The organism is Bradyrhizobium cajani, assembly GCF_009759665.1.
Lineage (GTDB): Bacteria > Pseudomonadota > Alphaproteobacteria > Rhizobiales > Xanthobacteraceae > Bradyrhizobium > Bradyrhizobium cajani.
Window position 1 is genome coordinate 52,674 of the sequence record NZ_WQNE01000021.1, and the last position, 26,678, is coordinate 79,351.

A 26,678-nucleotide genomic window follows, 5' to 3' on the forward strand; every position below is an offset into this window, starting at 1 on the left:
CGAGACGATGTGATGGTGCTTCGCTTTCATATCGAGAACGAACCGAACCTTCCCGACGGCGGCCCTGTGTCATTTTCGGTCACCGGCAGGCGTTCGATCGACATTGGCCGGGACCGTCACCTCGATTGGACACTGCCGGATCCGGCGCGCATGATTTCGGGAAAGCATTGCGAGGTTCACTTTCGCGATGGCGGCTACTGGCTGCACGACGTCTCGACGAACGGGACTTTTCTCAATGGCGCCGATCAGCGTATGCGGGGGCCGCACCGGCTGCGTGACGGCGATCGGCTTACCATTGGCCATTACATCATTGGAGTTTCGCTGGAGGATGAGGCTGGGGGGGCCGCCCCCAACCATGACGCGCAACTGCACGCACCCCCGGTCCGGCAGCATGCGAATTACCAGGAGCTTTGGGCGGCAGATCGGGACGTGCCGCCGCCGATCGACCCGCAACACTTGAAGACGCCGCGCGAGGCCGCGCGGCCCGTCAATCCGGAGTTCCTGGATTGGGCGGCGAGCATCCCGGCCCCGGGCGTGGATCCCGTTCGACGTTCATCGGCAATGCCTCCCTACCAGCCGTCCGTGCGGGATGACATGAGCTGGGCCGCCGGTCCGGTCGTCGCGCCGAAACCGCCAGTCGAGCGACCGCCCGCCATGCCGACCCCGCGTCGGCCATCGGTGTGGACGGATGATGAACCGGCGCCTGCCCAGCCGCTATCGCCGTCGCGGGCTGAGATGCCCCGCCCGGCGCCGCCGGCAGACGAGGGACCGGTTACCGCCATGCCGGTCGGCGGTACCGAGTTTGCGCTGCTGGTGGCGCGCGCTGCCGGATTGCCGGACAATTTCTTTGCCAACCAGACCGATGCCGAACTCGCTGAACAGCTTGGTATCATCTTGCGGGTGACCGTCGACAATCTGATGGCGCTGTTGCAGGCGCGAACCCAGGCGAAGCAACTAGCCCGCAGCACGAGTCAGACCACAGTCCAGGCCATCGAGAACAATCCGTTGAAATTCTCGCCGACTTCGGAAGAGGCGATGCGCATTCTGTTCGGACCGCCGACGCGTAGCTACCTCGACGCGCAACGCGCCTTCGCACAGGGCTTCGGTGATCTCAAGTCACATCAATTGAAGACGTACATGGCGATGCAGCACGCGGTCCATGAGCTGATCGCTGGTATCGATCCAACGCTGATGGCACGCGAGCTCGAGCTTCAGCGTGGCGCAAGCTCCTGGCTCGGCACGAACAAAAGCAAACTCTGGGACGAATTCCTGACGCGCTGGAAGGCGCATCTAGGCCGCGACAGCAGCGCGCCGATCGATACCTTTATGTTGCATTTCTCGAACTATTACGACCGCGCCGACAAGGCCGGGTCAAAGTGAACTATCGGCGACCACGCAGTCGCCGACAATTGCTGAGTGGATGGAATGTCTTGGTACAGCAAGGTTTTCTGGTCAGAAGGTCTGTTTCTGCGGCCGCATCATCTGCAGCAGAACGATCGCTACATCGAACATTTGCTGGAAAAGCGCGTTCGCTACACAACGCCGTATCCTTGGGGATTTGCCCAGCTCGAGATCGATAAGGACCTTACCGAGCAGAGCAAATTCGCGGTGCGCAACGCGTCCGGCGTCATGCCGGACGGAACGCCGTTCGACATTCCTGCGGACAGCTCAATTCCTGAAGCGATCGAAGTACCGGATTCGGCCGCAGGCCAGATCGTCTGGCTCATGATGCCGGTCGCGGCGCCGAACACCCGCGAGGTCGACGAGGACCGCAGCGATAGCGCCAGTCGCTATGTTCGCACTTCGGAGACCTTCATCGACTCGACTTCCGCGCTGCGCATCGAAGAAGAGATCGACATAGCCTATCCGCGGTTGTCGTTCGAACTGCGCAAGACCAGCAAGCCCGGATATATGGGTCTCGGTATCGCGCGCATCCTGGAGGTGCGCGACAAAAACATCCTGTTCGACGACAAGTTCGTGCCGCCGATGCTGGTCTGCGCCGCCCATCCGATCATCGAGGGATGGCTCAATCGCATCATCGGCTGGGTCGAGACCAAGCTCGACGAGTTGGCGCGCTATGCGGTCGATCCGTCGTCCGGCGGCGGCTTGCAGAGCGTCGACTATCTGGTGCTGCAGGTGCTGAACCGCACCATTCCCGTGCTGACTCATTTTCAGCGTTCCGGCAGCGTGCACCCCGAGCGGCTGTACGAGGAGTTGCTGAGGTTCGCGGGTGAGCTTGCGACGTTTGCCACGGCGGAACGGCGCGCGCGTAACTATCCGGCGTACGATCACGACGATCTCGAGAATGTCTTCACACCCTTGGTGAGCGATATCCAGGATTTCCTGAGCGCGCGGCTGGGCCGGCGGGCGATTCGCCTCGAGATCATCGAACGCGCGCAGAATGCGTTCGTGTCGCCGATCCGCGATCGGGCGCTGTTCCGAAATGCGACCTTGGTGCTGGAGGTTGCCGCACGGCGGCCGCTCGTGGAGATCCAGAACGATTTCCCGCACCTTTTCAAGGTCGGGCCGAATACCAAGATGAACGAGATCGTGCACGCCAACCTGCCAGGTCTGACGTTGGTGCATTTGCCGACGCCGCCGCCGCACATTCGGGCCATCACGGACCACGTGTATTTCTATCTCGACCGCAAGTCGCCGCTGTGGCCCGAATTCAGCACGGCGGCCTCAATCGGGATGCATTTCTCTGGCGACTGGCCGGAGCTTGAGCTGTACCTTTGGGCCATCCTGGAAGACAGGCCATGAGCGACAGGGACAAGCCGGTCAATCCTTTCGGTCGGGGCGAACGGACGATCATCCGTCCCAACCCCGGCGGGAAGTTGCCGCCGGCGCCGACCCCGCAGCTTCCGGCGGGCGAGGGACCTGCAGCACGTCCGGCCTATTCGCCGTCGCCCGTTCCTTCTCCCGGCGCGCCTTCGCCCGCGCCGCCATCCTTTTCTCCCATCCCGCAGGGCTCGGGTTACGCCACCCCGCCGACCAGCCATCCGGCGGAGGAATGGATCTCGACGCCGGCGCAAAGCCAGGCGCCGCAGCCGATATTGCCGCCCGGTCCGCCGCTGCGCGTCGACGATCTGGTCGCGCCAAATGCCAATCCGGTGATGCGCGCTGCGGGCCCATTGCTGCAACTGCTTGGCCGGTTGCGGGTGGCGCTCATGCGTGCGTCATTCGCGAGCCTGATGGAGCAGGTCGCCGACGCCATCAAGTTTTTTGAAAAGGATATCCGTTCAGCGGGCATTTCCGAACATCAGGCCAACACAGCGAAGTACATCCTGTGCGCCACGGCCGACGATATCGTGCAGCACATCCCGACCGAGGAGCGCCACGTCTGGACGCAATACTCGATGCTGAGCCGGTTCTTCGGCGAGCGGGTCGGCGGCGTCCGCTTCTTCGAGATACTTGACCATTTGAAGGCCGATCCGCTGGTCAACTATCCGGTGCTCGAGCTTCAGCACGCCTGCCTGGCGCTCGGCTTTCAGGGCATTCACCGCACATCGGCAGGCGGGCTTGCGAACCTGCAGGTGATCCAGCGCAACCTCTATGAACTGTTGCGTCGGGTCCGGCCCAAGACGGTGAGCGACCTGTCGCCCAACTGGCGCGGGCAGGCGCTGGCTGGTCGCCGGCAGCGTCTGCGTGTTCCAGTCTGGCTGGTGGCGGCCGTGATCGCCGCGCTGCTGACCGGGTCCTATTTCGTCCTGCGGACGCTGCTCGCCGGCCGGGCGGAGAATGCTGCCGAGGTGGCGCTCGCGCTTCATCCGGACGGCCCGATCGAGCTCAAGCGGCGGGTCGTTGCGCCACCGCCTCCGCCACCACCACCGCCGCCACCGGACCGCATCACCCAGTTGCAGCGCATCCGCAACGCGCTGGCGAAGGAGAATACGGCCTGTGCCATGACGGCGGACCAGACCGCGAGCTTCATCGTGATCAGGGTCTGTGACCTGGCATTGTTTGCGTCTGGGCAGGCTACCATCCTCGACGGCTTCAAGCCGGTCGCAGTCCGCGTCGCCGCAACCCTCGACAAGGAGCCGGGACGTATCCGGGTCGTCGGTCATACCGACAGTTCGCCGATCCGCACGGTGCGGTTCCCTTCGAACTTCGAGTTGTCGGTCGAACGCGCCAAGGCGGTTGCCGCCGCATTGAAGCCTGGCCTGACCGATGCCTCGCGCGTCGACGTCGAGGGCAAGGGAGCCGATGGGCCAATCGCCAGCAATACGACACCTGAGGGACGCGCCAAGAACCGGCGCGTCGAAATCTTTATCGAACGCAGCGAATAAGCAGATGCCGCCAGTTCACGCGGTTTGCGACAGGTACCGTTAGATGCTCGCCAAGGACATTCTCCGCATTGTTCTCTACGGAGTCGGGCTCAGCTCGCTCGGAGCGGTGATCTATTTCGCCGGTCCCTTCATCGCGTTCGGCGACTGGCGGCCGCTGGAGAACCATATCGTCCGCCAGATCGCTATTCTGCTGCTCACCACGGCCGTGGCAGGAATCATTGGCCTCAATCTGTTCAAGCGGCGCAAGAATGCCAAGGAGATCGCCAACGGCATCGCAGGTGCGGATCAGCCCGTCAGCGACGAGCCGGTGCTCAAGGAGCGCATGAAGGACGCGCTCGCGACGCTGAAGACCGCCAGCGGAAACAAGTCGGGCTATCTCTACGATCTGCCCTGGTACGTCATCATCGGTCCGCCCGGCGCCGGCAAGACCACGGCGCTGGTCAATTCCGGGCTCAAATTTCCGCTCGCGCGCGGGGCGACGCCGGCGGCGATCGCCGGGGTCGGTGGGACCCGCTACTGCGATTGGTGGTTTACCGAGGAAGCGGTGCTGATCGATACCGCCGGCCGCTACACCACCCAGGATTCCAACAGCAAGGCCGACAAGGACAGCTGGCTGGCATTCCTCGACATCCTGAAGAAAAGCCGGTCGCGCCAGCCGATCAACGGCGTCCTCGTCGCCATCAGCATTGAAGACGTGCTGACGCTGCCGAAGCAGGAGCTCTCGCTTCATGCCGACGCCATCAGGATGCGCCTCCTTGAGCTTCACCAGAGGCTCAAGGTCAGCTTCCCGGTCTACGCGCTATTTACCAAAACCGATCTCGTTGCCGGTTTCACCGAATATTTCGCCTACCTCGGCGAAGCCGGCCGCCGTCAGGTATGGGGCGCCACGTTCCAGACCGCCGATAAGACCCAGAATCTGGTGGGGCAGATCCCGGTCGAGTTCGACCGTCTGCTGGAGCGCCTGAGCGAGGAGACGCTCGACCGTCTGCAGGACGAGCCGACGCCGCAGCACCGCGTGCAACTGTTCGGATTCCCGGCTCAGATGGCGCGGCTCAAGCCCCAGATCCACGACTTCCTCAACCAGATATTCGAACCGACGCGCTATCACGTGAACGCAAACCTGCGCGGGTTCTATTTCACCTCGGGTACGCAGCAAGGCACGCCGATCGACCAATTGATCGGATCACTGGCGCGTACGTTCGGAGCGGAGGAGGTCGGTTCCGGATCCTATTCGGGCACGGGCAAGAGCTACTTCCTCGCCGATCTGATTTCCAAGGTCATCATCGGTGAGGCTGACTGGGTCTCGACCGACCGTGCCGCGGTGCGCCGCGCACTGATGTTGAAAACCGCAGCGTTTTCGTTGATTGGCCTGGTCTCGATCGGACTGATTGCGGCGTGGCTAACCAGCTACAAGCGCAATTCCGATTTGATCGAGCAGAGCCTGCAGGCGGATAGCGAGTATGCGTCCGCTGGAGCACCGCTCATCAAGCAGACACTGATCGCCGATCACGATCTCGACAAGGTGCTGCCGCTGCTCTACCGGCTGCGCAACGCTCCGGCGGGCTATGGGTCGCGCAACGAGCCGGTGCCACTGTCGGCTCGATACGGGCTCAGTCAGCACGCGCGGTTGATGTCGCCCTCGAAGGCGGCCTATCATACGGCGCTCGAGCGCATGTTCCGGCCGCGCCTGCTGTATCGCCTGGAGGAGCAGCTCAATGCGCGCATCAACGAGCCTGCCTTCGTCTACGAGGCGCTGAAGGTCTATTTGATGCTCGGCGGCCTGCAGGCGCCGGACCGCGAACTGATCCGTTCCTGGATGCAACGTGACTGGGCGGACAATCTCTACCCCGGCGCGACCAACGCGGAGGGGCGGCGTCTGCTCGATGAGAATCTCGTGGCGATGTTCGACCTCGAGACCGAGCAGCCGCCGCTGGTCGCGCTCGACGGCCGGTTGATCAAGCAGGCCCAGAATTCCCTGGCGCGCCTGAGCGTGTCGCAGCGTGCTTACGAGTTTTTGAAATCGGAGGCACGCGCATCGACCACCGGCGACTGGCTCGCCAGCCGCCGCGGCGGGCCGGACATGGCCGTTGTGTTTGAAAGCACGACGGGGCAGCCACTGGACGCCGTGCGGGTGCCAGAGTTTTTCACGTATAACGGCTTCCATCAGAAGTTCATCGCCCGATTACCCGGATTGTCGGAGCGGATGAAGCGGGAGCGGTGGGTCTTGGGTGATGCCGGTCAGCAATCGGCCATCGACCAGCAATATGACAATCTGGCCGGCGATCTGCTCAGCATCTATTCCAACGACTTCGTGACGACCTGGCGAACGGCGCTCGGGAGCCTGCGCCTGAAGAAGCTGCTCGCCGACAAGCCGAAATACGAGGTGCTGAGGGCGCTCTCGGCGCCGACCTCGCCGATGCGGCAAATCTTGGAGTCGGTGCGCGACGAGACGATGCTGACAAAGGAACGGGCGAAGCCGGCGAACGCTGCGGCGGCCGCCAGCGCGCCGGCGCCGGCACTCTTCACCAACGCCCAGGATGGACCACCTGGGGCGACGATCGAGGCACAGTTCAAACCTTACCATGCGGTGCTCGAGGGCGAGAGCACTCACCGGCCGATCGACTCGACCATCGCCAATTTGAACGACATCGCGCAGAACCTGACGCTGATTATCGAGAACCCGCAACTGACCGCACAGGCGACGGCTGCGCTTCAGACCCAGGTCGCAGCGCTCCGCAACAATGCCTCGCGCATGCCACCGCCGTTTTCCGACATGCTGCGTGCGGCAGCCGGGGAGTTCGAAGGCAGTATTGCGGCCTCGACCGCCGGACAGATCCTGCAGACGTTGCGCGATCAGGTCACGCCGGTCTGCCAGCAGACGGTGACCAACCGCTATCCATTCGTCCGCAGCAGCAACCAGGAGGTCCCGCTCGCGGACTTCGCCAAATTGTTCAGTCCGAATGGAGTTATGGAAAAGTTCTTCACCCAATACCTGGCACCTTACGCCGACACGTCGCGGTCGGACTGGGTCTGGCGGAAGGAGAGCCCCGTCGGCCGGTCGTTCTCGCCGGACACGCTCAAGCAATTCCAGAATGCGGCCTATATCCGCGACGCCTTCTTCCAGACCGGCGGCGGTGTGCCGGCGGTGTCATTCGCGATCCGGCCGCCGGGGGCAGCCGGGCCTGGCGTGACGGTCAAGACCGAGATCGGTGGCACTACGATTACGAGCCCGACCACTCCCGGACCGGCCGCTCCGTCCTTCTTCGGCGGTCCGCAACCTGCGCCGCCGCCACAGCCACAGAGCAATGCTCCGACGACCGTCCTGTGGCCAGGGCCATCGCCGCGGACGGCAATTTCAGTCAGCAATGATACTGGCCCGCCATCCGTGCTTGAGCGCATCGGCCCCTGGTCGTTGTTCCGGATGCTGGAGGCTGGCTCGTTGGTGGCGAAGGCGGAAACCGCCAGCGCGACTTTCATCGTCGCCGGGCGCGAGCTCAACTATCAGATATCAACCGGATCGTTGCGCAATCCGCTGAACCTGTCAGTGCTCCGCGAGTTTCGTTGCCCGACCGGAATATGACCATGCGTTGCGGTTTATTCGGCAAGATCGGCGCGAAACGCGATTTCATCGCGATCGCGACCCCGCGCAGTTTCCTGGAAGCCTGGGAGCCCTGGGTGCAGGCCGCGCTGTCGGCAAGTCGCCACCAGCTTGGTCCAGGCTGGCAACAGGCCTTCCTGACAGCGCCGGTCTGGCGCTTCTGGCTCGGCGCTGCGATCTGCGGCAGAACGGTGGCAGGCGCAATCATGCCCTCGCTCGACGGGGTAGGGCGGTACTATCCATTGACGCTGCACGCGATGATGGGTGATGACGTTTCACTGCCGCCGCCGAGCATCGATCCGCAGGACGAATGGTTCGGTCAAGCCGAGACATTCTTGCTCTCGACCTTGGATCGGGCCGCAACCTTCGAGCAGATCTCCGATGGGCTGGACCGCCTCGCGGTGCCGCGTCTGCAGACGATAGCCGCCGACGGTCCGCCGATCACGTCGCTGGGGGCCGCGGCCATGGGAAAGGCTTCGACGGTCGACGCATTTGCCGGATCATTTGCCGCACTTTGCGCCGCCAATCCCCAAGTCTACGCCGCGGCCAGCTTCTGGTGGACTGCGGGAGGCGAAGGCTTTCCGCCATTGGCGCTGAGTTGCCGTGGATTGCCGGATCCGTTTCACTATTCCACGCTGCTGACCGGCGAACTTGGCTTCGCGGCGTCCGGGACGGGGTGATGCGCAATGGTACACATCCCATCCTTGTTCGAGGTCGGTAGCATCACCCATGCCGGACGGGTACGGGAACGGAACGAGGATTCATGTCTGGTACGCACCGACGTCGGCCTGTGGGCGGTCGCCGACGGCATGGGCGGTCATGAGGCCGGCGATCTCGCCAGTCGCATCGTGGTGCAGTCCCTTGATGCGATCGGCACGCCAGAGTCAGCCGCAGACCTGCTGGCGGAATGCGAGGAGCGGCTGTTCAGCGCGAACCGGCAGATCCTGGCGCTTAGCCAAGAGCGACAGGGGGCTACCGTCGGTACGACCGCAGCGGTTCTGCTCGTGCGCGACGGCTATTATGCCTGCATATGGGCAGGCGACAGCCGAGTCTACTTGATCAACCGCGGTGGCATCAACCAGGTGTCGCATGATCACAGCGAACTGGAGGAACTGATCGCCGAAGGCGCGCTGTCGCGCGAAGACGTGAGGGATTGGCCGAGCAATGCCATTACCCGGGCCGTCGGCGTCGCCGATGATCCGGAATTCGAAGTGGTAACAGGCCCGGCTGAGCCGGAAGACATCTTCGTGATCTGCAGCGATGGATTGACCAGGCACTTGCAGGACGACGAGATCCTGCAGCACGCGGCCACGCGGAGCGCCCAGGCGGCGTGCGACGATATGCTCGCGGCGGCTCTGGATCGCGGAGGACTCGACAACGTGACGATCGTGATCGTGCGGCTGCTGATGCCGCGATCTACGGAGCCGACCCGATCGCCGCTCAATCGGGAGCCGCAACCATGACTCCGAACGATCCTCTCCAATCGTCCTACCACGGCGTGCCGCCCGGCACCCGGCTCAACGGCATCTACGAGATCGAAGCGGTGATCGGCGCTGGCGGCATGGGTGAGGTCTACAAATGCCGCGAGATTCAGACCGGATCGCTGGTCGCGGTGAAAATGCTGCTGCCCGACATGGTCGACAACGAGGCGGCGCTCGCGCTGTTCCGTCGGGAGGCTGCGGCGCTCCACAACCTTCCACACGATGCGATCGTTCGCTACTTTCTGTTCACCGTGGAGCCGGTGCTGCAGCGACCGTACCTCGCCATGGAGTTCGTCAACGGGCGCTCGCTCTCGAACATGCTCGACGAAGGGCCATTGACCTTCGAGGCGCTCATCAAACTGATGCGTCGTGTCGCGTCGGGACTGGAGGCCGCCCATGAGCACGGCATCATCCATCGCGACGTTTCCCCGGACAACATCATCGTGCCACTAGACGATGTCAAGCGGGCCAAGATCATAGACTTCGGCATCGCCCGATCCACCCAAATGGGTGACAAGACCATCATCGGCTCGGGCTTCGCCGGCAAGGACAACTACGCATCACCGGAACAGGTGGGATTGTACGGCAACGAGGTTACCGCGAAATCCGATGTCTACAGTCTCGGTCTCGTGCTGTTTCATGCGCTGACCGGACAGAAGCTCGACATGGGCGGCAGCCAGTTTCAACTGGTGGAGAAGCGTCGGCGTGTGCCCGATCTCGGTGCGCTGGACATGCGCATCCGGCCGTTGCTGGAGCAGATGCTGCAGCCTGATCCAGCATTGCGACCGACCATGGCGGAGGTCGCCAACTGGAGGCCGACTGGTTCGGCTCAGACACCCGACGCGCCGTTGTATGGCTTCGATCCGCTGCGGCGGCCGGAAAGCGCGGCGCCGTCGTCGCAGGACAGGATGCCACCAACCGTGCGGAGTCGGCGCAGCCTCTGGCTGGGTGCGGGCGCAGTGGCAGTGCTGCTTCTGCTCGGCGGGAGCGGATATGCCTTTTACAAGCTGGTCTGGACGGCGCCCGGTGGGGCGGCTTTGCCGCCACCTCCGAAACTCGCCGGGACAATGTCGCCGCCGAAAGTCGAGCCCGCTGGACCACAGCCGGGACGCCAGGAGCCGGTGAAGCTGCCCGTGCCGCCGACGGTGACGTCGTCTCCGGCACCCGATGGACCGGGGCGAGTCGAGCGCATCCGAAAATATGTGGCCCAATATACTGGTGGTGACTGCTTCTTCGTCCTGCCGGTTGCCGTGAGCCAAAACGCCGCCGTCATCGAAGGTTTCGGCGCCTCGACTGCCCCATTCGACACATTCGACAAGGCGTTCCGGCGGGAACAGGGATTTGAGGCTTCGGTCGGCGTCAGGCAAGTGACGCAGGCGCAATGCCCGGCCGTCAAATTTTTGAGCCAGGTCGGTAGCGATCAGGCGCGGGCGCCACGCGTCACTCTATCGGCGACGGAGCTGAAAGCTGGCGAAACTCTCAATGGCACAATCGAGAATTTCGCCAACCGCGTGGTGGAGCTGCTCATGGTGTCGGATCGCGGCGAAGTTCAGAGCCTGTCTTATCTTCTGAAGCCCGGCATCGACTCGCTTTCGTTTACGCTCCCGACAGGGGGCGCGAACGGTCCGCAATTGCTGTTGGTCGTGGCAACCCCGCAGGTTCTGGACTCGTTGCGCCAGCCGCGACCGACGGCCGCCGACACGTTCTTCCTGCAGGCGCTGAGCGAGGCTCAGCGCAACAAGGTGACGATCATCGCGGCCGCACGCTACGTGCTGCTCACGAACTGATTGGCACGCTCAAAACGTTCCGATCACGAGGATCTTCAGGTCGGCATCCGGTCTGAAGTCGCTTGCCGAATATTCAAGCGTATTTCCGGAGGTTGCCTTGAGCCGCCCCGGACAGAAGCTCACCAGGCGGTCGCTGCCGCCCGGGTCGATCGTCAGCTTGAACGACCGTATCGGCCCGGCCCAATTCGAGCCGGTCTTGAGCACGTACGATATGCGCCGCTCCTGCAGTTTCGCGGTGTTGGCTTGGCTGTTGCCTGCGCGCTTGTCGAGCTCGGCGAGGAACGCATCCTGGACGCAGTACTCCTTCCGGTAACGCGCGACTTCCTGACCGAGCGCGCTGCTGCGGCGCAGGCTCGAGCGCAGAATTGTGTCAGGGCTGGAGCCGACGCTCGGCCGATACTGGTGTTCGACGGTGACGGTGCGTGCGGGCGGAAACACCTGTTGGCGTACAGCCGAGGTCTTGATAGTCCAGCCTGGCGCATATTGCTGGCGACCGTTATCGCTCATGCCGGCAGGCATCAAAAGGCCATCATTCACGAGCCGGGTTCGGGTTGCCTCGGGCAGGTCGGCCACCCGGATCTCGCGGCCACCGATCGGCAGCAGCGGCAGCTTGAGCTCACGGAGCAGGGCGGTGACATCCTTGTTGCCCGCCATGGCACGCTGATCGATGGTCAGCGGTGCTGGGCTGCCGTCGACCATAGTCTCGAAGTCGACGAAGTTGACCGGATCGTTCGACGGCAGTGCAACGTTCTCGGCCTCCGAAAGGTCGATGTCGGGCAACGGAAAGGCAACGGTAAGCGTAACCGGCTTGCTGGTGGCGTTGGCGAATTGGTAGCGAACGCTGACCCTGTCGAGCGCGATACGAAGGTCCTCGCTCGCCATGGCGACGTCATTGGTGCGAACGAACTGGAGCCCGCCGATCGACAATTCCGCGGCCGAGTCGTTGGCCCGTGCTGGCCAGCCGCTCGCAACCAACAGCGCAACCATTAGGGCTGGTACTCGGAACGACGGCCGGGTTGAGAGTCTACTCACCACGCTAGTCTCCATGTGGCGCCGCAGCATATGCCGGTTCCATCCGGAGCGCGTCATTCGATCGGCTGATAAAGGTCGCCCCATTCAGATTTCCAGACCCCGTCTGGATCGCACACCACGATCGCGAGCTTTACGTCGTTCGCCAACCGAATCGCCCCGCGAAAGGCGTCCTGGGCCGGTAACTGTGCGCTCACTTGGTCAGTTGTCAGCCGCCCCCCGCTCGCGGCTGCCGGCAGCACGATCGACCCGGAGGCGCCGTCATTATCGCGCTTCAGGACCAGCGTGATCGCGTCGGGCTGGATTTCATTGACCGGCTCAAATCTATTCCTGGCCATGATTTTGCACCGCAAGCTGAAGCAGTTCGGACTATCACCGTCCAGTGATAGAATTGAACGCGATTGAGATTGCTCACCACTAATTGACGCGCCGCATCAACGGCATCTCAGATTAGTCGATCCGATGCGGCGATCGGTTCGGGGTACATCGAGGCGAACATGCTTCGTCCAACTTATTGGATCTGGGTACTCATTGTTGGCGCCGGCATTTTCGTAACCGGGGCGCACGCTGACGATACTGTCGTGCGTAGCTTTGCCGGCGGTTCGGCTGCGTCCATGGTCGGCATCGTCCCGGCTAGCCAGGCCGTGGAACTCGCAGGTCCGCAAGCGCTCACTGTCGACGGGCAAGGCAACTTGTTTGTGCTCGATCAGGTCAACGGCCGCATTCTGCAGTTCGATCCCAAACAGCCAAACTCTGATCCTGACGTCCTCAAGATGCCGAGGGACGTCCAGCCGACCGACCTCGTCGTGCACAACGACGACATCATGGTTTGGGATGGCGGCGTGCGTACTCTCAAGGCGGCGCCGGGACAATCCACACGCGGCCTCGGTGGCGACGAGATCCAGCTCGAGGAGGTCTCGAGCCGTGGTACTGACGATCAGCTCGCCGTCTCGGCGTTCGCTCAGATGGGTTCGCAGGCGCCCGGCAGCGCTGCGGACTTGCTGGATCAGAACACCCGCGCGGCCATCGTCAAGACGACGCGGCAACCCGACCGGCAATATGTCGCTTCCCGAAGCAAGGGGTCGGTGATTGCCGATATCATTCCGGACAAGGGCAATGCCAGCGTTCGGGTCGAGATCCAAACCATGGTCACCAACGAGACGATCGGCCAGCTCGGCCTGCGCGTACGCAACCAGCTCGGCACGGTGGAGTTTCTCGAGATTGACAACAGCGACCGCTTCTACGTGCTGGCCGAGGACATTCCGTCCTCGGGGAAGAATGCTTCCACATTCGTCGCGCGCTATGCCGCGAACGGGCGTCTCGAAGGAATCTACGAGCTGCCTCTGGAAAATACCCCGCTGACCAGAAGGTTCGTCACGGTTTCCGGCGATGGCGACGTCTATTTCCTGCGGACCAAGCCGGACGGTATTGAAGTGGTCGGCGTCGGCTTCCGGCCCCTGGGCAACGTTTCGGTTATCGACGTGAGGCCGTCGCGAACAGCAGCCGCGCCGGCGCCGCAACCTGACGTCAAATTCAACGCGACAGCCGCCGTGCGGCCGTCCAATCGCCAGCAGGCGATCGAGACCGCGTTTGCATTCGAGGGTGTCCAGTGGAAGCTGACGCAGGCGAACTACGGCAGCGATCCGGACAGCCAATGCAGTGGCTTCAGCCGCATTCGCCGGCCGTGGTACCTCCAGGGCAAGGTGAACCAGGAGGTGCGCGGCGTGCCCTACTGTTGGGGCTGCCACGGTTCGCTCGCGAACTTCCGGCAGCGGATCGAGAGCGGGACTCTGGCCGGTAATGTCTGCACCCGCAACGCGCCGCGGCCGGATGTGGCGGGCGTCGACTGTTCGGCATTCGTCAGCGCCGCGTGGGGGCTCAGTGTTCACTACACTACCGCCGCCATTCCCGCGATCGCAGCGCCCGTGGCCAACCCCTGGGACCTGAGGCCCGGCGATGCGCTGAACAAGCCGGGCTCGCACGTGATGTTGTTCTTGCGGTTCACGCCTGATCGAAAGGCCGAGGTGATGGAATCCTCGACCGGTGGCTGCAACGGCCGCGTCTGCCGTAACGTCTATCCCTTGGCGAGCCTGCTCGCGCGCGGCTACGCTCCGGTTCGCTTTCGCGCCTTTGCGGACGATCAGACGACAGTATCAGCGAACGCCTATCAAGAGACCGAGCCGCCGGCGGGTCGCAAAACGGCAAGCAAGAGGCGCTGAACCCTGTGTGTCGTCGGCGCTACAGAATGGGTAGGCATGATGTCGAGGTGGATCACGATGCGGATGCCCAGAGGACTTGACCATAAGATCGGGCGGCTATGCGCCACCGTCGGACTCGTCGCGTTGATCGGGCTGACAATCCCGTACGCGCGTGCGGCAGGAGGGCTGGCGATTAGCAATCCGGACGGCGCAGCCGTACGTGCCCTCGTGATCGGCATCGACGACTATCAGCACGTGCGCAAACTGAAGGGTGCGGTCGCCGACGCCACCGACATCGTGGCCAGCCTGAAGTCCATGGGTGTTGGCGATGTCGTCGAGCTGACCAACGCCCGGGCCGACAGGGCAGGCGTCCTGCGCGAGATGGGTGCCCTGGTAGAGCGGACAAAGAGCAACGACCTCATCTTTCTGTCGATCGCCGGTCATGGCACCCAAGAGCCGGAGCGCGTTAAAGGATCGGAGCCGGACGGGATGGAGAACGTGTTCCTGCTGCCGGGTTTCGAAACCACGCCAGCCGGGTCCGTAGAGCGTATTCTGGGCGGCGAGTTCAACCATTTCATCCGTCAGTTCGAACTGCGCGGAGCGAAGGTGATCTTCGTGGCTGACACTTGCCACGGCGGCGGAATGGTACGCGACATTGATCCGCGTGCCGCAGAGATGAGCTTCCGGCAGGTGCCGCGCTACACGCTGCTGGTCGATGAACTGAAACCAGTTTCAGACAGCAGCGATCCGAAGTCCGAGCTCGACTTCGACCACACGGCGTTCCTGGCTGCGGTTGATCGCTACACCAAGGCGCCGGAAGTGCGGATCCCCGGAATCGATGGCCTGCGCGGGGCTCTCAGTTACGCGGTCGCGCGGGCGATGGAAGGCAGCGCCGACATCAATCACGATGGAAAGGTGACGCTCAAGGAGCTCTTCAGCAACGTTCGACAGGTGGTCTATCAGCTCTCGGACCAGCGACAGAACGTTGTGACGATATCATCGCCGGCGCAGACTCCGGAAACCGATGTCGCTTTCGAACTGACGCGCGGTGTGGTGCTGATCCAAGGCCCGGCTGCAAGAGCGGCTTCTGGTCAGGCCGGAGCCGCGGCGCCTGTCGAGGGAAAGCGACCTGCGCCGTCGGCCGTCACGGCCAAGGCGACAACCGTTCCGACCCTTGCCGCCGCGACCAATGCAGTTCCGACCAGCGCCGCGCCGACGCCCCTCCGTCCCGCGGTGCCGATCCGGGTGGCGGCGCTCGACGGCAAGACGAACTATTTTGCGAGTATGACTCCGAAGGACGTCACGATGCAGGCCGTTCAACCGACCGACAATCCCGACCTGATCTGGGATCCTGTGTCCCACGACGTGATCGCGTGGGGTGATGTGGTCGCCTATGGGGTGGAGGTCGCCAGTCTGCCGACGGTGGTCGACCGGACGGCGGCAATTCGTGAACTCAAGCGCATGGCGACCCGGTCGCCGCAGATAATGCGTATTTGGCCAGACGATCGACAGCAGCGCGCCGGCCAGACCGTCGAAGTTGACCTGTCTGATGTGGCATCAAGGGCGGTGCTGCTGTTTAACGTGTCGGGCGATGGCACCATCCAGATGTTGTATCCGGTGGGTTCCGATGCGGCGCTGGCCCGATCGGCGAGCTTGCGGCTACCGCTCAGGGTGGGCGAGCCGTTTGGTGCGGAGCAGATCGTTGCAGTGACCTCGCAGCAGCGCATGGTCGATCTTGAGACTGTCCTGATGCAGCTCAACCGGCGCCGCGCCTCGGGGCAGGTCATCAAGAGCCTCGAGCGTTATTTGCCCGCTGACGCGCGGATCGCTTCGATTGGCTTTTTTAGCGCACCCTGATATTTCGGGGACGAGCCATGCCGCCATCGCAGCCGATCCGTCTAGAGCGACCATGGCTAGCACTCCTGCTGCTGGCGGGTAGCGGGGCTGCGTCCGCGGCGCCACTGCCGTCGGCATCGCTGCATGTCAGCACGACAAATGCACCATGGCTTTGGCCCGTACAGGCAGCGCGCGGGCAGATCAACGCCGCAAATGTGTCCCTTCAGGTCCTGCCGAGCCAGACCGTCGACGTCGGCGGCAAGATCTCGTTCGGTGTCACCGCCAGGAAGCCGGGATATCTCCTTCTGGTAGACGTCGACGCGGAAGGGCGGATGTCCCAGATCTTTCCGACGCCCGAACTGTTGGCGCGGTCGGACGGTCGCGACATCAATCTCGTCAGGCCGGGCGTCGAATTCGTCGTTCCGACCTCGGCGTCACGGCAGCAAGGCTTCGAATATGCCGTTGCACCGCCGACGGGATCCGCCATGATGGTTGCGATCCTGAGCGAGCGACGTGTGCAACTGCTCGATCTGCCCGATTTGCCGCGCAAGCTGCAGGGGCAGGCAGCGGCGTTGAGCTATCTATCAGCCTGGACCAGCGAGCTGCGCGTGCCGGACGACGGCAGCGGAAAACTGGTGTCGAACAATTGGTCTTTCGATATCAAATCCTACACCATCAAGTGAGCCCGTCAGGCTAAGGCCTTGTGAAGGCTAAAGTTTGCTTAGTCGGCTAAAGAAGCCGCCCCGGGCGATCATGTAGTGAATGTCCTTCGGAAAGGGAAAGGCGCTGCGAACGTTGGAAATCGCGTGCTGGAGGAATTCCCCGCGCCGCGGTGTGGGCTTATGGTTCAGCCGGGGCTGGTCGGCGACCTGCGGAATCATGAAGCGATCCACGAAAGCCGGGTCCAGATCGTTGACCCTGACCATCTGGCCAAATGCCGGAAATAGATCGTAGTGGCCCAAGCTCACGGTGAGGTTCTTGAGGGCAGGGCGCTGGGGCTGAGCTTGATTGCCATCGGTCGTCGCCAGCCCGCGTCCGATCAGGTCCAGCTTCACGGATTGCGGGAGAGTTGACGGACCATACACGATTTCGAGCGCGCGGCCGTTCTGTCCCGACAGCCACTGGTACCAGAACGTCGCATCGTCGGGCTGCGCTCTGGCGCCGTAGAGGCAGTCAAATCCCCAACATGCCGTCAGCTTTGACTGATACTTTCCGAGGCTCCCTACGAGGTTGCGCATGCCGTTACCGCCACCGGAGTGGCATGCGATGATGAGCTTGCCGATCTGCAGTTGCGGAATGGACGTCGAGGAAGCGCCCAGGAAGTTGGCGAGAGCTCCAAGGATCTCGTCGAGGTAGCGCTCGCCCCATGTCGGGGCTGCCAGGTCCTTCACGTTGTAGTCTCCGGCAAAGCTGTCGCCGACGGCATATTCGTAGCCCAGGAAGGGCGCGATGAGCACCACGTCCTTGCCGGAATCCCGCACCTGCTCGCGCAGTCGCGCGGGATCGTTGTGGAACAGGAATTCATGGTCTTTGACGTAGAAGCCGTGCAGCCAGATCACGACATCGAACTTGGTGGCTGCTGTTGCGTGCTTTGGTGGAAGATAAAGCGCCGTCGGCTTCATGCCGGGCGCCTTCCGCTTCGTGAAGAGCGTCACCCCGGGAAAGACGTTGACATCCTTCTGCTCAAGCTCACACGCCACCACGCAGGTCGCTCCGTTTCGGCCAAGTCAGACACAAGCTTGTCGACCGAGCCGAGGTTAGGCTCGTCGGCTCGGCACACTCGAGATCATCCGGTGTCCCGATAGCTTCCTGACAACGCCGGCGTGGCGTCTCGCCGCGCTAGTTGCAGACCTCGGCATTGGCATTGGCGTAGGGGCCACCTCCACCCCGATATTCGAGATGGCAGCCGCGCTTGACGGGGCGGCACAAGAGGTCATTGCAGTAGATCTGTCCTCCCGCGCCTGATGCGCTGCGCCTGGCACCATCCGCCTGCGGCTTCGGGCTCGCCTGTCGCGGCGGAACGTCCGCTGTCGGCTGCCGGCTCTGGCGGGCCGAACGATCCGCGCGCGACGGGCGGTCATCCGTATTGCGCTTGGCAACCGGCTTCCTCCCGCGCTGCTTCTCGCATTCATTGTCGTCGTTGAGGAACGAGCCCTCGGCACAGGTGATTTTGCTGCATTGGTCGCCGTCGGGCCTGTAGCCGCGATCACAGATCAGCGGGCAGACCCGCGATGGCCTGAGTTTGACCGCGTCAAGAGCATCCAGACTTGCAAGCTTGACCTCCAGTTTGGTGCCTGCGTGCCGGTTGAACAGGGCCAGCGAGCGCTGCGAAGCCGCATTCCATTCGCCATCGACGGCACCTGTGAAACAGCCAACGCGACTCAACTCGCTCTGTACCGACTTGGCGAGATCGGCCTGCGGCGGTGCGGTGCTCAAAGCGGCTACCCTCGCGCCCTTGTTATCCTGGCCAGGGGCGGCGACTGCCGGACTATCAGGGGCTGCATTCTCAATGGCAGGCCTATTGCCGGAGAGCACGCCGGCTGCCGAGGTTTCAGATGCAGCCCGCTTGCGTTCGGCCTCGGCTGCCTGCTCCTTCGCCGCCTGTTTTGTCCTTTCGGCTGCAATTCGGGCCTCATCCGCAGCCTTCGAATCCGCTGCCGCCTTCTCTTGGTCCGCGCGCTGAGCCCCTTCCGAGGCAAGCCGAGCTCGTTGCTGTTCAGCCTGCCGCGCTTTCTCGGTCGCTGCAACGCGTGCCTCCTCCGCGTCGATCTGGTTCAGCTGAAGCTTGGCCAGACTTGCGTAGTATCCATCCGGATGCTGGGCAAGGAACGCGCTCAGGGCGCCCTTGTTGCCGAGCTGCAAGGCCAACTCGTAGTCTCGACGAACCTCCGATTGGGGGTTGGCCGCCGGTGCCGGTTCTTGTGCCTTGGGAGCAGGAACCAGCGCAACGTCCTCGCCGCCCAGCGAGCCGTAAACGTAGGGTTCCTGTCGGTTACCCGTCGTCTGCAGAACATCGTCGCGGACAAAGCCGAAAGCCCTGCGCAAGTCGAGCCCCGGCTTTGCGATATACTTGACCAGGGCCATCGCGTACGGGCTGTTCTTGCTGTTGCCGTCGAGCGCCGTCAATCCGGCTTTCGCGGCAAATGCGATCAGCGTATTGGACACCGTGGGTTCGACCCTGGCGAGCCCGCGGCTGATCGATCTCGAGGCGACCGTCCGTTTCATCGTGTCGGCAAAAGGATTGTTGCGGCATGCGTCGACGATCACGACCCGTAGCTGCCTCGCAGGCTCGATTGCCAGCAGGACACGGTCGAGAGAGAACGCCTCGTCGTAGATATCCGTGTCACGTTCGAGTCGCGCGTCTGTCGGGATCAGATAGTTCGTTCCATCAATCTCAATGCCGTGACCCGCATAGTACACCAGGGCAATATCGGCATCGCGCGCTTGATCGGCAAACTCTCTCAGTGCCCGCCGCATGTCGGTCGCGGCGAGGTTGAGCCTTGAGTCAACCACATCGAAACCTGCGCCCTTCAAGGTCGCGGCGATAGCCGCAGCGTCATTGGCCGGGTTTGGAAGCAGTGGGGCGTTCTGATAGCTGGAATTGCCGACCACCAAAGCCACCCGCTTTGTCGCCGAGGCTGGCTCAGAGGCAAGGAACAGCGAAGCAGCAACGAAAAGACAAACTCGGAGGTGTCTGTACAAGTTCATGGCGAAACGTCCAGCATCTGCCCAAGGAATGGTAGCGTCACGAAGATGGCCGCGCAGATCCTCGCTCAAATAATTCGCAGGCTACTGGCCGCCAAAAATCTCCGTACAGTATCAATCTCGAGCCCAATCCATTCATAGTGTTGTCGCTTAATTCGGTGAAGGCGTTCAAAAAGCACGGAAGATTGTTGGCGCCGACGCGTCGTGTGCCCCCTCGATGACGATGATTGCGTTCATCGACGCTTTGCAGCAATGTGAGATTTCAATGCAAGATATTGATATTATTCATATTATGGTTCTTTATCGGTGGTGCGGTTGAAGTGCTGCGAGGGGCGCGGCGAAAATCAAACGAAGGTTCCGCTGAACCGCACATCGAGGGGATGTGAAGCGCGGTGTCAGGCGTGCGGATCGATAGGCTTGGTCGACAGCTCCGGCCCGACTTGACGAGCCAATCGCGCAGGTTTCGCGGGGATCAGACCTGGGATCAGAAAAGGCGTTGTCGCGGCATAGACGTCATATTCCGGAAAGGCCAGTCTCAGAATCCGTTCTTCGTTGATCATTCGTCGGCATTGAATCATCGCAACCACGATGGCGATAAGCACGGCAAGCGGTGAAAGGACCTGAAGTGTGACGCCGACCAACGCAATTCCCTCACATAGGTAGAGGGGATGCCGGACGACTCGATAAGGACCTTCCGTCACAAGGCGCCTTGCCTCCGGCAGAATGCTGAAGGATTTGCCTAACCAGCGGAGCACCACGATACAAAGCGAGATCCCCACCAGGATCAACGTCGTGGACAGAGCCGACCAGATCGGGCCGAGCTCTGCCTTCGGAAGAAAAGCGAGTGCGGCGCTAGGAAATGAACCCAGCAAGGCCGAGATCCGGGTCTCAATGCCCTTCGACTTCATGATCGGGACCAGCCGGATCATGGCCGTCAGTGCAACGAGGCCGAGGAACAGGACGTTGGCAATGCTTGCCGCGACCATCAGCCACTCGTGGACAGTGTCCGACGGAAGCAGGAGAGGGATGCTGGCAGCGCCAATGAGAGCGGATGCGCCATAGACGATCACCACGGCTGCCCTCGCGGTCCAGTCCAGCCACGGATTGACGCCGCAACCGGCGATCCCGTTCCTGGCTGTCGCCTCCTGGCCGACCTTCGCGTCAGTCACAGCAGTGGCCTCGCTCGCTCGAAATCCGCCTCACTAGACGCCAGGCATTCGGGGAGGTCAATCGGCTGGCCAGATCTCCAGCGCGGCCACGCCAGCGTCTCCGATGCGGTTCCACGTTCTGCAGGTCTTCCGGATCAGCGAGATGTCATTGAACCGATTCCGTCGTCGCGACACGTATGATAAAAGCTCACTATAAGAGTTGTACTGCCATGAATTTGCACGGATTCGCGAAATTGCGCCGAATCTTGTTCCTTCTCATTGCGCTGCTCTTCTGTCAGCCGGCATGGGCGGGGAATCGTGTCGCGCTCGTCATTGGCAATTCTGCCTATAAAAACGCCGCGCCACTTTCGAATCCCGTCAATGACGCTGCAATTGTTGAAGCGACGATGAGGAGTGCGGGTTTTGACGTCGTGCAAACCCGCCTGGATCTTCAGGCGGTCGAGATGCGGCGAACGCTGCGCGATTTTGCCGATCAGGCTCGCGACGCAGATGTGGCCGTCGTCTATTACGCCGGTCATGGTATCGAGATCGAGGGCACGAACTATCTGATCCCGGTCGATGCCACGCTCGAGCGCGACACGGATGTGTACGATGAGGCGTTTTCGCTCGATCGCGTCATGCTGGCGATTGAACCGGCAAGGCAGCTGCGGCTTGTGATCCTCGACGCTTGCCGCAATAATCCTTTCTCCGAGAAGATGAAACGAACGGTCGGCTCGCGCGCAATCAGCCGGGGCCTTGCCCGAATTGAGCCGGCGACGCCGAATACTCTGGTTGCCTTTGCCGCCAAAGCTGGCTCGACGGCGTCGGACGGCGGCAGCAAGAACAGTCCTTACGCGGCCGCACTGGTCAAATATATCGGAACTCCGGGCCTGGATTTGCGCAGAGTGTTCGGCTTCGTTCGCGACGACGTCATGAAAGCGACAGGTAATCGGCAAGAGCCCTATGTCTATGGCACGCTTGGCGGCGACGATGTGCCGCTGGTGCCGGCCAAGGAATCCGCCAAGGAACCTGCGAGGGCGCCCGCGCAGGAGGCCGTCTCGTCGACAACGCAGCGATCCGAAATGCGGCGCGACTACGAACTCGCGCTGCAGGTCGGCAACAAGGATGCACTGAACTTTTTCATCGCCCAGTATCCGGATGGCTACTACGCAAGTCTCGCAAAGCTTCAACTCGCCAAGATCGATGCGGAGGAGAAGCGTGTTGCTGCGGCCGAAAAGGCGCGTCAGGCCGAGCAGGAACAGGCGCGGCTCGTCAACGAGGGCGCTCAACAGACGCAACTTGCCAAGGCCGCCTCGGATCTGAAAGCAGCGCAGGAAGCTCGGGCCGCCGCCGAGGCTGCCAAGGAAACCGCGCAGCATCAGGCCGCTCAGGCCGAACAGAGGCGTGTCGCGGCTGAAACGGCGGCAGCCGCGAAGAACGCTGTACCGTCAGCACCAGACCCACTGCGGGAAACGAACTCAAATACGGATACAAAAGTCGCAGCGCTCCCCAATCCGCAGGCGCCCGCGCCGCCACTTTCGCCGGCCGAGCTTGCAAAATCGGTGCAAACCGAGTTGCGTCGGGTCGGCTGCCTCACGGGATCGGCCAGTGGGGAGTGGGATGCGGCGTCGCGGCGCTCGCTTGAGCTGTTCAATCAGAATGCCGGCACCAAGTTCGATACCAAGGCCGCACGCGCCGATGCGCTTGACGCGATCAAGCTCAAGTCGGCGCGGGTTTGCCCGTTGATTTGCGGATCCGGCCTCAAACGCGACGGCGATCACTGCGTCAAGATTACTTGCGCTGCGGGCTACTTTCTGAATGACGACGATGAATGCGAGAAGCGCAAGGTCCGTCAGGTCCCGTCCGCAAGGCTTGAACGCAGAGAGAGGGAGCCTGCTCCGGCAAGACCCGCAAGACCCAAAGCCGAGGCCAGCGCGGGCAATAAGCCGGAGGGCGGCGGAATGCCATTCATGTTTTTCTTGCCCTGAAGACTCTTGCTGATATAGGCGGACCCGCCCACGGGTGCGCATGCGCATTTCTGTCGCCTGATACCGCGACGCCAAAGCATAACGCTGTTAGGGATGGGAGATCATGGGCCTTATCAACATATACTACAACACGATGTTGAATAACCACCCAAGTATGACTGACGATTTCAAGACCATGATCAACGGTCCCATAAAGAAGTTCCACGACGAGCCGGGGCATAAGAATACATGCGCCTCGAAAATATCTTGGGCGCTCAACCATGTCGATGGTCACTATGTGAATTGCGATGGAGACTACGGAAAGGGTGGCGTGCTCGTCAAAAAAGTTCGGTTTCTTACGGACAATGACGGTTGGGAGTATATATTCTCAACGCTCGATCTTCGGCAGTACCTGAATAACAGGTATGGCGCCGGGCAGATGTTTCCGAGCACATCCAAGCTGGGTAACCGCAAGGGAGTGATCATATTTGAACCCACGGACACAGGTACCATTGGCCATACCGACATCTGGGTAAATGGGCAAATACACGATGCCGACATGTATTTCAGCGATTGGTATTCCGCAGTGACAAATGACAGGATATTTTTCTGGGACCTCAGTTCGTAGTGGATGCCGAGGCCAGCAGGTCACCGCCGCTTGATCTGCAAATCGTTGTCCAGCATCATTTGTTTGAGAATGGCACCAAGGCGGTCGTAGTCGTCTCTCTTCTTCTGGCGTGGCCAGTCCTTGACGGCGCCGTTCCAGTATCGCGATTCAGCATCGGTCAGGCGACAACCGTCCTTCCGTCGACAGCCGCGACCTCCTCGGGTTGGGCTAGGTTCTCGTTCGACACACCAACCAACGCATTGGTGATGTCCTTCCCCAAATTGCCGAAAAGAGCGCCATCGAATTCCTTGGGAAGCTTCTGGAGCCAGTTGGTCGGCAGGGCGGGCCCAACTTGTTCGTATTCAAAGAACCCGCGGACCAGCCGCCTTCTCCAGGGCGACACCGAGCCAGGCCGTTACGCCAATCGCCAGAAAGTTCAGGAGAAATAGAGCGCGCTGGAGAGCTCGCTGTCGTTCTTGCTCTTGCTCACGCAACACAGATACTTGATCATTCTGGGCTCCCTCGTAACATCCAATAAGGTGAGCGAGATAGCCTGTGACGGCATCGCACCATTTGTCGAACTGCTCATCAACGTCTTTTTCTAGATTTTCTAGAAGCGTGGTCACGTAGCCTTTGAGTTCAACCCCTGCAGTAAGCAAATCATCGCTCATGGGGAAACCTCACTGAGATCTAATTAAGCGAGAGACTCGTTTGCGACGATCCGCCATGCCCTGATCGAGGTTCGCGAGCTTTGTGTAAAAGTCACGGTCATCCAACGCTGATCTTCTGGGATGAAGACACAGATTCTCGACTGCGCCGATCCATATGTCAGATCGAGACGTAGTTCGCACCGAGCCTCGCGCTGGTTTCGACGACCAAATCGTCATCACGATGTTCAAAGCAAGGTGTGTGGAGCATGCGAAGAATGCAAAAGCAAGATTGACCGATAGATGGGCGCGGCTCGTGACAACATGCGCGCCGGAGGGCTCATCCGATCGAATGATGGGCTCATTCGATCGGATGAGATCCGGACGCGTTGCCTTGTTTTGGAAGTCCATTCATCGGGGCGCGAAGCGCACCGTGCAGGAGATGAAGTCGAAATCCAACCCCGGAGAAACCCATGCCCATTCCGCTGAGAATTTACATCACGCCATTTGCCGAAAGAGGTGCTCTGGAGTCTGCAAAATGGAGTTGCGATACGGCCAAGAAGGCGGTGGATGTAGTCAATACGATCTGGTCAAAGGCCAGCATTGTGTTCGTGATCAAGGATTGCCTGACGGACAAGCCGCTCGATATGGCAAAGAACGCCCGCAACAATGATCAGCGGCTGCTGGATGTTCTCAGCCTGCGCCATGATCCGGATAACGCGGTCCATATCTATCTCCTCAATCCGATTGAGAATCTCTCGGCAGGTGGGGGCTCCTACCTTCACGGCGATCCCGAACCGGCCAGCTTCGTCCAGTGGTACGGCAATGACTTCGCCAATGGACGTGCCTGGGCTCATGAACTCGGTCATCTGATGAGTGTCGACCACGTCGAGATCGACTACACCAACGAGAGGCAGGCGGCGGCACTGCGCGGCAATCTCATGACGAAAGGCTTGAGCGTGGGTAGCGACTTGACTAAGCGGCAAATTGAAACGGCAAGGGGGTCAAAACTGGTCAAGCGATTTGGCGGCTGACGGTCGCCTGGATACAATTGATCCCGATGTTGCCAGCGCTTAGCGCGCGTCAATGTCAGCGATTTCGCCCCAACCTGTCCAATAGCGTGCTGACGCTGCTCAACGACGTCGGCGTCGTCAAACGAAATTGGCGACGGAGCGAACATCACCAAGAAGGACGCAGTTAACGCGCTGAGGGCGTTCAAGCGTTTCCTTGAGACGGCGCCCTGGGTTGGCGCCGCGCGCTACAGCCTGTCAGGAAAGTGGTTTGTCAGCGTAATGCTCAATTAAGGTGTAGGGGCCACCACATCTTTAAAGTCGGCCAGATCCCGAATGGCTGCCGTTCTGTTCAACACAAATCGTCTCACTTCATCTTGCTGGCTCGAACTTAGGTCCTTCCACTGATGTTTTTCAGTGGGGAAACTGATTAGAATGCCTTCGCTACGGTGCTGTGCGACTTGGATAGGGATAGTGTCATCAGGTGTGTCGACGAGGTACATATCTGTAGGATGGTTTTCGGCGGTTAGTTTCCCGGCCTGCACCTGATCGGACACCTCGGGGATACCCAACGAGAAACCGAGCGCCTTCAGATCGAATACCAATGAGCCGGGATGAGTATCGACGCCGACAAACTGGAGAAAGCTGGTCTGCGACTTAGTCACGCCAGTTTTGAGATGAGCGTGGACTAATCGCACGAGCTGGCCCTCCGATCCGTTGATCCAGTCTTCGAAGTCCATCAATGGCGTAGTGAAGACTACCGGCTTGCCCACTTGCGCATCCCGCAATTGTTTAGGATCCACCTTGTCGAAGTTGACGGGCTTTACCTTGGGCACCTTCTTGAACATGCCAGGTCCGATGGTCAGATCACCGCCGAAAATCGGGCCAAAAAGCGATAGTTCGCGTCCAGTGTTTAAGTTCTTGATCTTTACGCGAAGCAAGCTGGATTTAAATCCTATACCCGAGGCGCCAAAGAGAGCTGCGATTTTCAGTTCCCATAAGGTGCTCGGGGCATAAATCAGTCGGGGTGGGCGCGGTACTTTCTTGTAACCCCCCGTACCTGTCCAAACTAAGTCGACCATGAGGACGACGCTGCGATCTATGGCCGCGTTGTCTTCGCTAACAGTCGGGAACGGTTCTGTACTCCCGACAGCCCTCTGGCCAAGCGCTATCGGTAATCCCGGCAGCTGCATTTTGACGATGGGATCAACCTGGTCGTAAATGGTCTTCGCCCTGGATTCCGACAGGCGTTGATTCAGTGCGGACGCCGCCGCTTTTGTACGGGCACTTCTCCAGCGCCGGCTTGCGTGACCGACGCATGTAATGCGCACCGACATAGTCCCATCTTTTGGAATGCCCATGGAACTGCTCCTAAT

The 26,678-nt window shown here is 61.4% G+C and carries 20 protein-coding genes; 13 read left to right on the forward strand and 7 right to left on the reverse strand.

Annotated features, from left to right (window positions below; all coding sequences use genetic code 11):
• Window positions 1–12: 12 nt before the first annotated feature.
• The 7 genes from tagH to GPL20_RS23605 are packed head-to-tail and all read left to right on the forward strand — an operon-like array spanning window position 13 to window position 11,155.
• Window positions 13–1,380: a type VI secretion system-associated FHA domain protein TagH gene (gene tagH, locus GPL20_RS23575; RefSeq protein WP_157332082.1), complete on the forward strand. Its 1,368-nt coding sequence runs from the start codon at window positions 13–15 to the stop codon at window positions 1,378–1,380.
• Window positions 1,381–1,425: 45 nt separating this feature from the next.
• A complete protein-coding gene (tssK, locus tag GPL20_RS23580; RefSeq protein ID WP_157332084.1) occupies window positions 1,426–2,763 on the forward strand; it encodes a type VI secretion system baseplate subunit TssK in 1,338 nt (445 codons plus the stop codon).
• A complete protein-coding gene (gene tssL / locus GPL20_RS23585; protein WP_157332086.1) occupies window positions 2,760–4,289 on the forward strand; it encodes a type VI secretion system protein TssL, long form in 1,530 nt (509 codons plus the stop codon). The genes tssK and tssL overlap by 4 nt, the downstream gene beginning before the upstream one ends.
• A 43-nt stretch (window positions 4,290–4,332) precedes the next feature.
• Window positions 4,333–7,869 (forward strand): type VI secretion system membrane subunit TssM, encoded by a 3,537-nt coding sequence (gene tssM, locus GPL20_RS23590; protein ID WP_157332088.1) that lies wholly within the window; start codon window positions 4,333–4,335, stop codon window positions 7,867–7,869.
• On the forward strand, window positions 7,866–8,567 hold the full coding sequence (gene tagF, locus GPL20_RS23595) for a type VI secretion system-associated protein TagF (RefSeq protein WP_157332090.1): 702 nt from the start codon (window positions 7,866–7,868) through the stop codon (window positions 8,565–8,567). Before tssM ends, tagF begins: the two co-directional genes overlap by 4 nt.
• A gap of 6 nt (window positions 8,568–8,573) precedes the next feature.
• Window positions 8,574–9,350, forward strand: coding sequence for a PP2C family protein-serine/threonine phosphatase (locus GPL20_RS23600; protein ID WP_157332092.1), 777 nt, complete (start codon window positions 8,574–8,576; stop codon window positions 9,348–9,350).
• Window positions 9,347–11,155, forward strand: coding sequence for a serine/threonine-protein kinase (locus GPL20_RS23605; protein WP_157332094.1), 1,809 nt, complete (start codon window positions 9,347–9,349; stop codon window positions 11,153–11,155). Before GPL20_RS23600 ends, GPL20_RS23605 begins: the two co-directional genes overlap by 4 nt.
• Before the next feature lie 9 nt (window positions 11,156–11,164).
• Here GPL20_RS23605 and GPL20_RS23610 read toward each other — a convergent pair whose 3' ends face one another.
• Window positions 11,165–12,142, reverse strand: coding sequence for a DUF4424 domain-containing protein (locus tag GPL20_RS23610; protein WP_167533175.1), 978 nt, complete (start codon window positions 12,140–12,142; stop codon window positions 11,165–11,167).
• Between the two features lie 98 nt (window positions 12,143–12,240).
• Window positions 12,241–12,522, reverse strand: a complete 282-nt coding sequence (locus tag GPL20_RS23615; protein WP_157332098.1) for a hypothetical protein — start codon at window positions 12,520–12,522, stop codon at window positions 12,241–12,243.
• 159 nt (window positions 12,523–12,681) lie between these two features.
• On the opposite strand from GPL20_RS23615, the gene GPL20_RS23620 reads away from it, so the two are divergent.
• The 3 genes from GPL20_RS23620 (at window position 12,682) to GPL20_RS23630 (ending at window position 16,901) form a co-directional block, all read left to right on the forward strand.
• Window positions 12,682–14,403, forward strand: a complete 1,722-nt coding sequence (locus GPL20_RS23620) for an NHL repeat-containing protein (protein ID WP_157332100.1) — start codon at window positions 12,682–12,684, stop codon at window positions 14,401–14,403.
• 57 nt (window positions 14,404–14,460) lie between these two features.
• The gene (locus GPL20_RS23625; protein ID WP_167533176.1) at window positions 14,461–16,239 is read left to right on the forward strand and encodes a caspase family protein; all 1,779 of its coding nucleotides are present in this window, start codon (window positions 14,461–14,463) and stop codon (window positions 16,237–16,239) included.
• A 194-nt stretch (window positions 16,240–16,433) separates the two neighbouring features.
• A complete protein-coding gene (locus GPL20_RS23630; RefSeq protein WP_254125132.1) occupies window positions 16,434–16,901 on the forward strand; it encodes a DUF4384 domain-containing protein in 468 nt (155 codons plus the stop codon).
• Between the two features lie 27 nt (window positions 16,902–16,928).
• Here GPL20_RS23630 and GPL20_RS23635 read toward each other — a convergent pair whose 3' ends face one another.
• The 3 genes from GPL20_RS23635 to GPL20_RS23645 form a co-directional block, all read right to left on the reverse strand.
• A complete protein-coding gene (locus GPL20_RS23635) occupies window positions 16,929–17,921 on the reverse strand; it encodes a hypothetical protein (RefSeq protein WP_254125130.1) in 993 nt (330 codons plus the stop codon).
• Between the two features lie 136 nt (window positions 17,922–18,057).
• Window positions 18,058–19,926, reverse strand: coding sequence for a caspase family protein (locus tag GPL20_RS23640; RefSeq protein ID WP_157332244.1), 1,869 nt, complete (start codon window positions 19,924–19,926; stop codon window positions 18,058–18,060).
• A gap of 392 nt (window positions 19,927–20,318) precedes the next feature.
• Complete coding sequence (locus GPL20_RS23645) at window positions 20,319–21,092, reverse strand: methyltransferase family protein (protein ID WP_254125128.1); 774 nt, start codon at window positions 21,090–21,092, stop codon at window positions 20,319–20,321.
• 209 nt (window positions 21,093–21,301) lie between these two features.
• Between GPL20_RS23645 and GPL20_RS23650 the strand changes: the two genes are divergently transcribed.
• Both GPL20_RS23650 and GPL20_RS23655 read left to right on the forward strand, forming a co-directional pair.
• On the forward strand, window positions 21,302–23,059 hold the full coding sequence (locus GPL20_RS23650; protein WP_157332104.1) for a caspase family protein: 1,758 nt from the start codon (window positions 21,302–21,304) through the stop codon (window positions 23,057–23,059).
• A gap of 103 nt (window positions 23,060–23,162) precedes the next feature.
• On the forward strand, window positions 23,163–23,666 hold the full coding sequence (locus GPL20_RS23655; protein ID WP_157332106.1) for a T6SS effector amidase Tae4 family protein: 504 nt from the start codon (window positions 23,163–23,165) through the stop codon (window positions 23,664–23,666).
• Window positions 23,667–24,007: 341 nt separating this feature from the next.
• On the opposite strand, the gene GPL20_RS23660 is transcribed toward GPL20_RS23655, so the two are convergent.
• On the reverse strand, window positions 24,008–24,316 hold the full coding sequence (locus tag GPL20_RS23660; protein WP_157332108.1) for a hypothetical protein: 309 nt from the start codon (window positions 24,314–24,316) through the stop codon (window positions 24,008–24,010).
• Between the two features lie 449 nt (window positions 24,317–24,765).
• On the opposite strand from GPL20_RS23660, the gene GPL20_RS23665 reads away from it, so the two are divergent.
• Window positions 24,766–25,326, forward strand: a complete 561-nt coding sequence (locus GPL20_RS23665; RefSeq protein WP_157332110.1) for a zinc metalloprotease — start codon at window positions 24,766–24,768, stop codon at window positions 25,324–25,326.
• 266 nt (window positions 25,327–25,592) lie between these two features.
• On the opposite strand, the gene GPL20_RS23670 is transcribed toward GPL20_RS23665, so the two are convergent.
• Window positions 25,593–26,663, reverse strand: coding sequence for a hypothetical protein (locus GPL20_RS23670; protein WP_157332112.1), 1,071 nt, complete (start codon window positions 26,661–26,663; stop codon window positions 25,593–25,595).
• Between the last annotated feature and the right edge of the window lie 15 nt (window positions 26,664–26,678).

Excerpts from the sequence above, each read along its gene's own strand:
- tagH (WP_157332082.1), top strand. The coding sequence starts at position 13 with ATGGTGCTTCGCTTTCATATCGAGAACGAACCGAACCTTCCCGACGGC.
- tssK (WP_157332084.1), top strand. The coding sequence starts at position 1,426 with ATGTCTTGGTACAGCAAGGTTTTCTGGTCAGAAGGTCTGTTTCTGCGG.
- tssL (WP_157332086.1), top strand. The coding sequence starts at position 2,760 with ATGAGCGACAGGGACAAGCCGGTCAATCCTTTCGGTCGGGGCGAACGG.
- tssM (WP_157332088.1), top strand. The coding sequence starts at position 4,333 with ATGCTCGCCAAGGACATTCTCCGCATTGTTCTCTACGGAGTCGGGCTC.
- tagF (WP_157332090.1), top strand. The coding sequence starts at position 7,866 with ATGACCATGCGTTGCGGTTTATTCGGCAAGATCGGCGCGAAACGCGAT.
- GPL20_RS23600 (WP_157332092.1), top strand. The coding sequence starts at position 8,574 with ATGGTACACATCCCATCCTTGTTCGAGGTCGGTAGCATCACCCATGCC.
- GPL20_RS23605 (WP_157332094.1), top strand. The coding sequence starts at position 9,347 with ATGACTCCGAACGATCCTCTCCAATCGTCCTACCACGGCGTGCCGCCC.
- GPL20_RS23610 (WP_167533175.1), bottom strand. The coding sequence starts at position 12,142 with ATGGTTGCGCTGTTGGTTGCGAGCGGCTGGCCAGCACGGGCCAACGAC.
- GPL20_RS23615 (WP_157332098.1), bottom strand. The coding sequence starts at position 12,522 with ATGGCCAGGAATAGATTTGAGCCGGTCAATGAAATCCAGCCCGACGCG.
- GPL20_RS23620 (WP_157332100.1), top strand. The coding sequence starts at position 12,682 with ATGCTTCGTCCAACTTATTGGATCTGGGTACTCATTGTTGGCGCCGGC.
- GPL20_RS23625 (WP_167533176.1), top strand. The coding sequence starts at position 14,461 with ATGCGGATGCCCAGAGGACTTGACCATAAGATCGGGCGGCTATGCGCC.
- GPL20_RS23640 (WP_157332244.1), bottom strand. The coding sequence starts at position 19,926 with ATGAACTTGTACAGACACCTCCGAGTTTGTCTTTTCGTTGCTGCTTCG.
- GPL20_RS23650 (WP_157332104.1), top strand. The coding sequence starts at position 21,302 with ATGAATTTGCACGGATTCGCGAAATTGCGCCGAATCTTGTTCCTTCTC.
- GPL20_RS23655 (WP_157332106.1), top strand. The coding sequence starts at position 23,163 with ATGGGCCTTATCAACATATACTACAACACGATGTTGAATAACCACCCA.
- GPL20_RS23660 (WP_157332108.1), bottom strand. The coding sequence starts at position 24,316 with ATGAGCGATGATTTGCTTACTGCAGGGGTTGAACTCAAAGGCTACGTG.
- GPL20_RS23665 (WP_157332110.1), top strand. The coding sequence starts at position 24,766 with ATGCCCATTCCGCTGAGAATTTACATCACGCCATTTGCCGAAAGAGGT.
- GPL20_RS23670 (WP_157332112.1), bottom strand. The coding sequence starts at position 26,663 with ATGGGCATTCCAAAAGATGGGACTATGTCGGTGCGCATTACATGCGTC.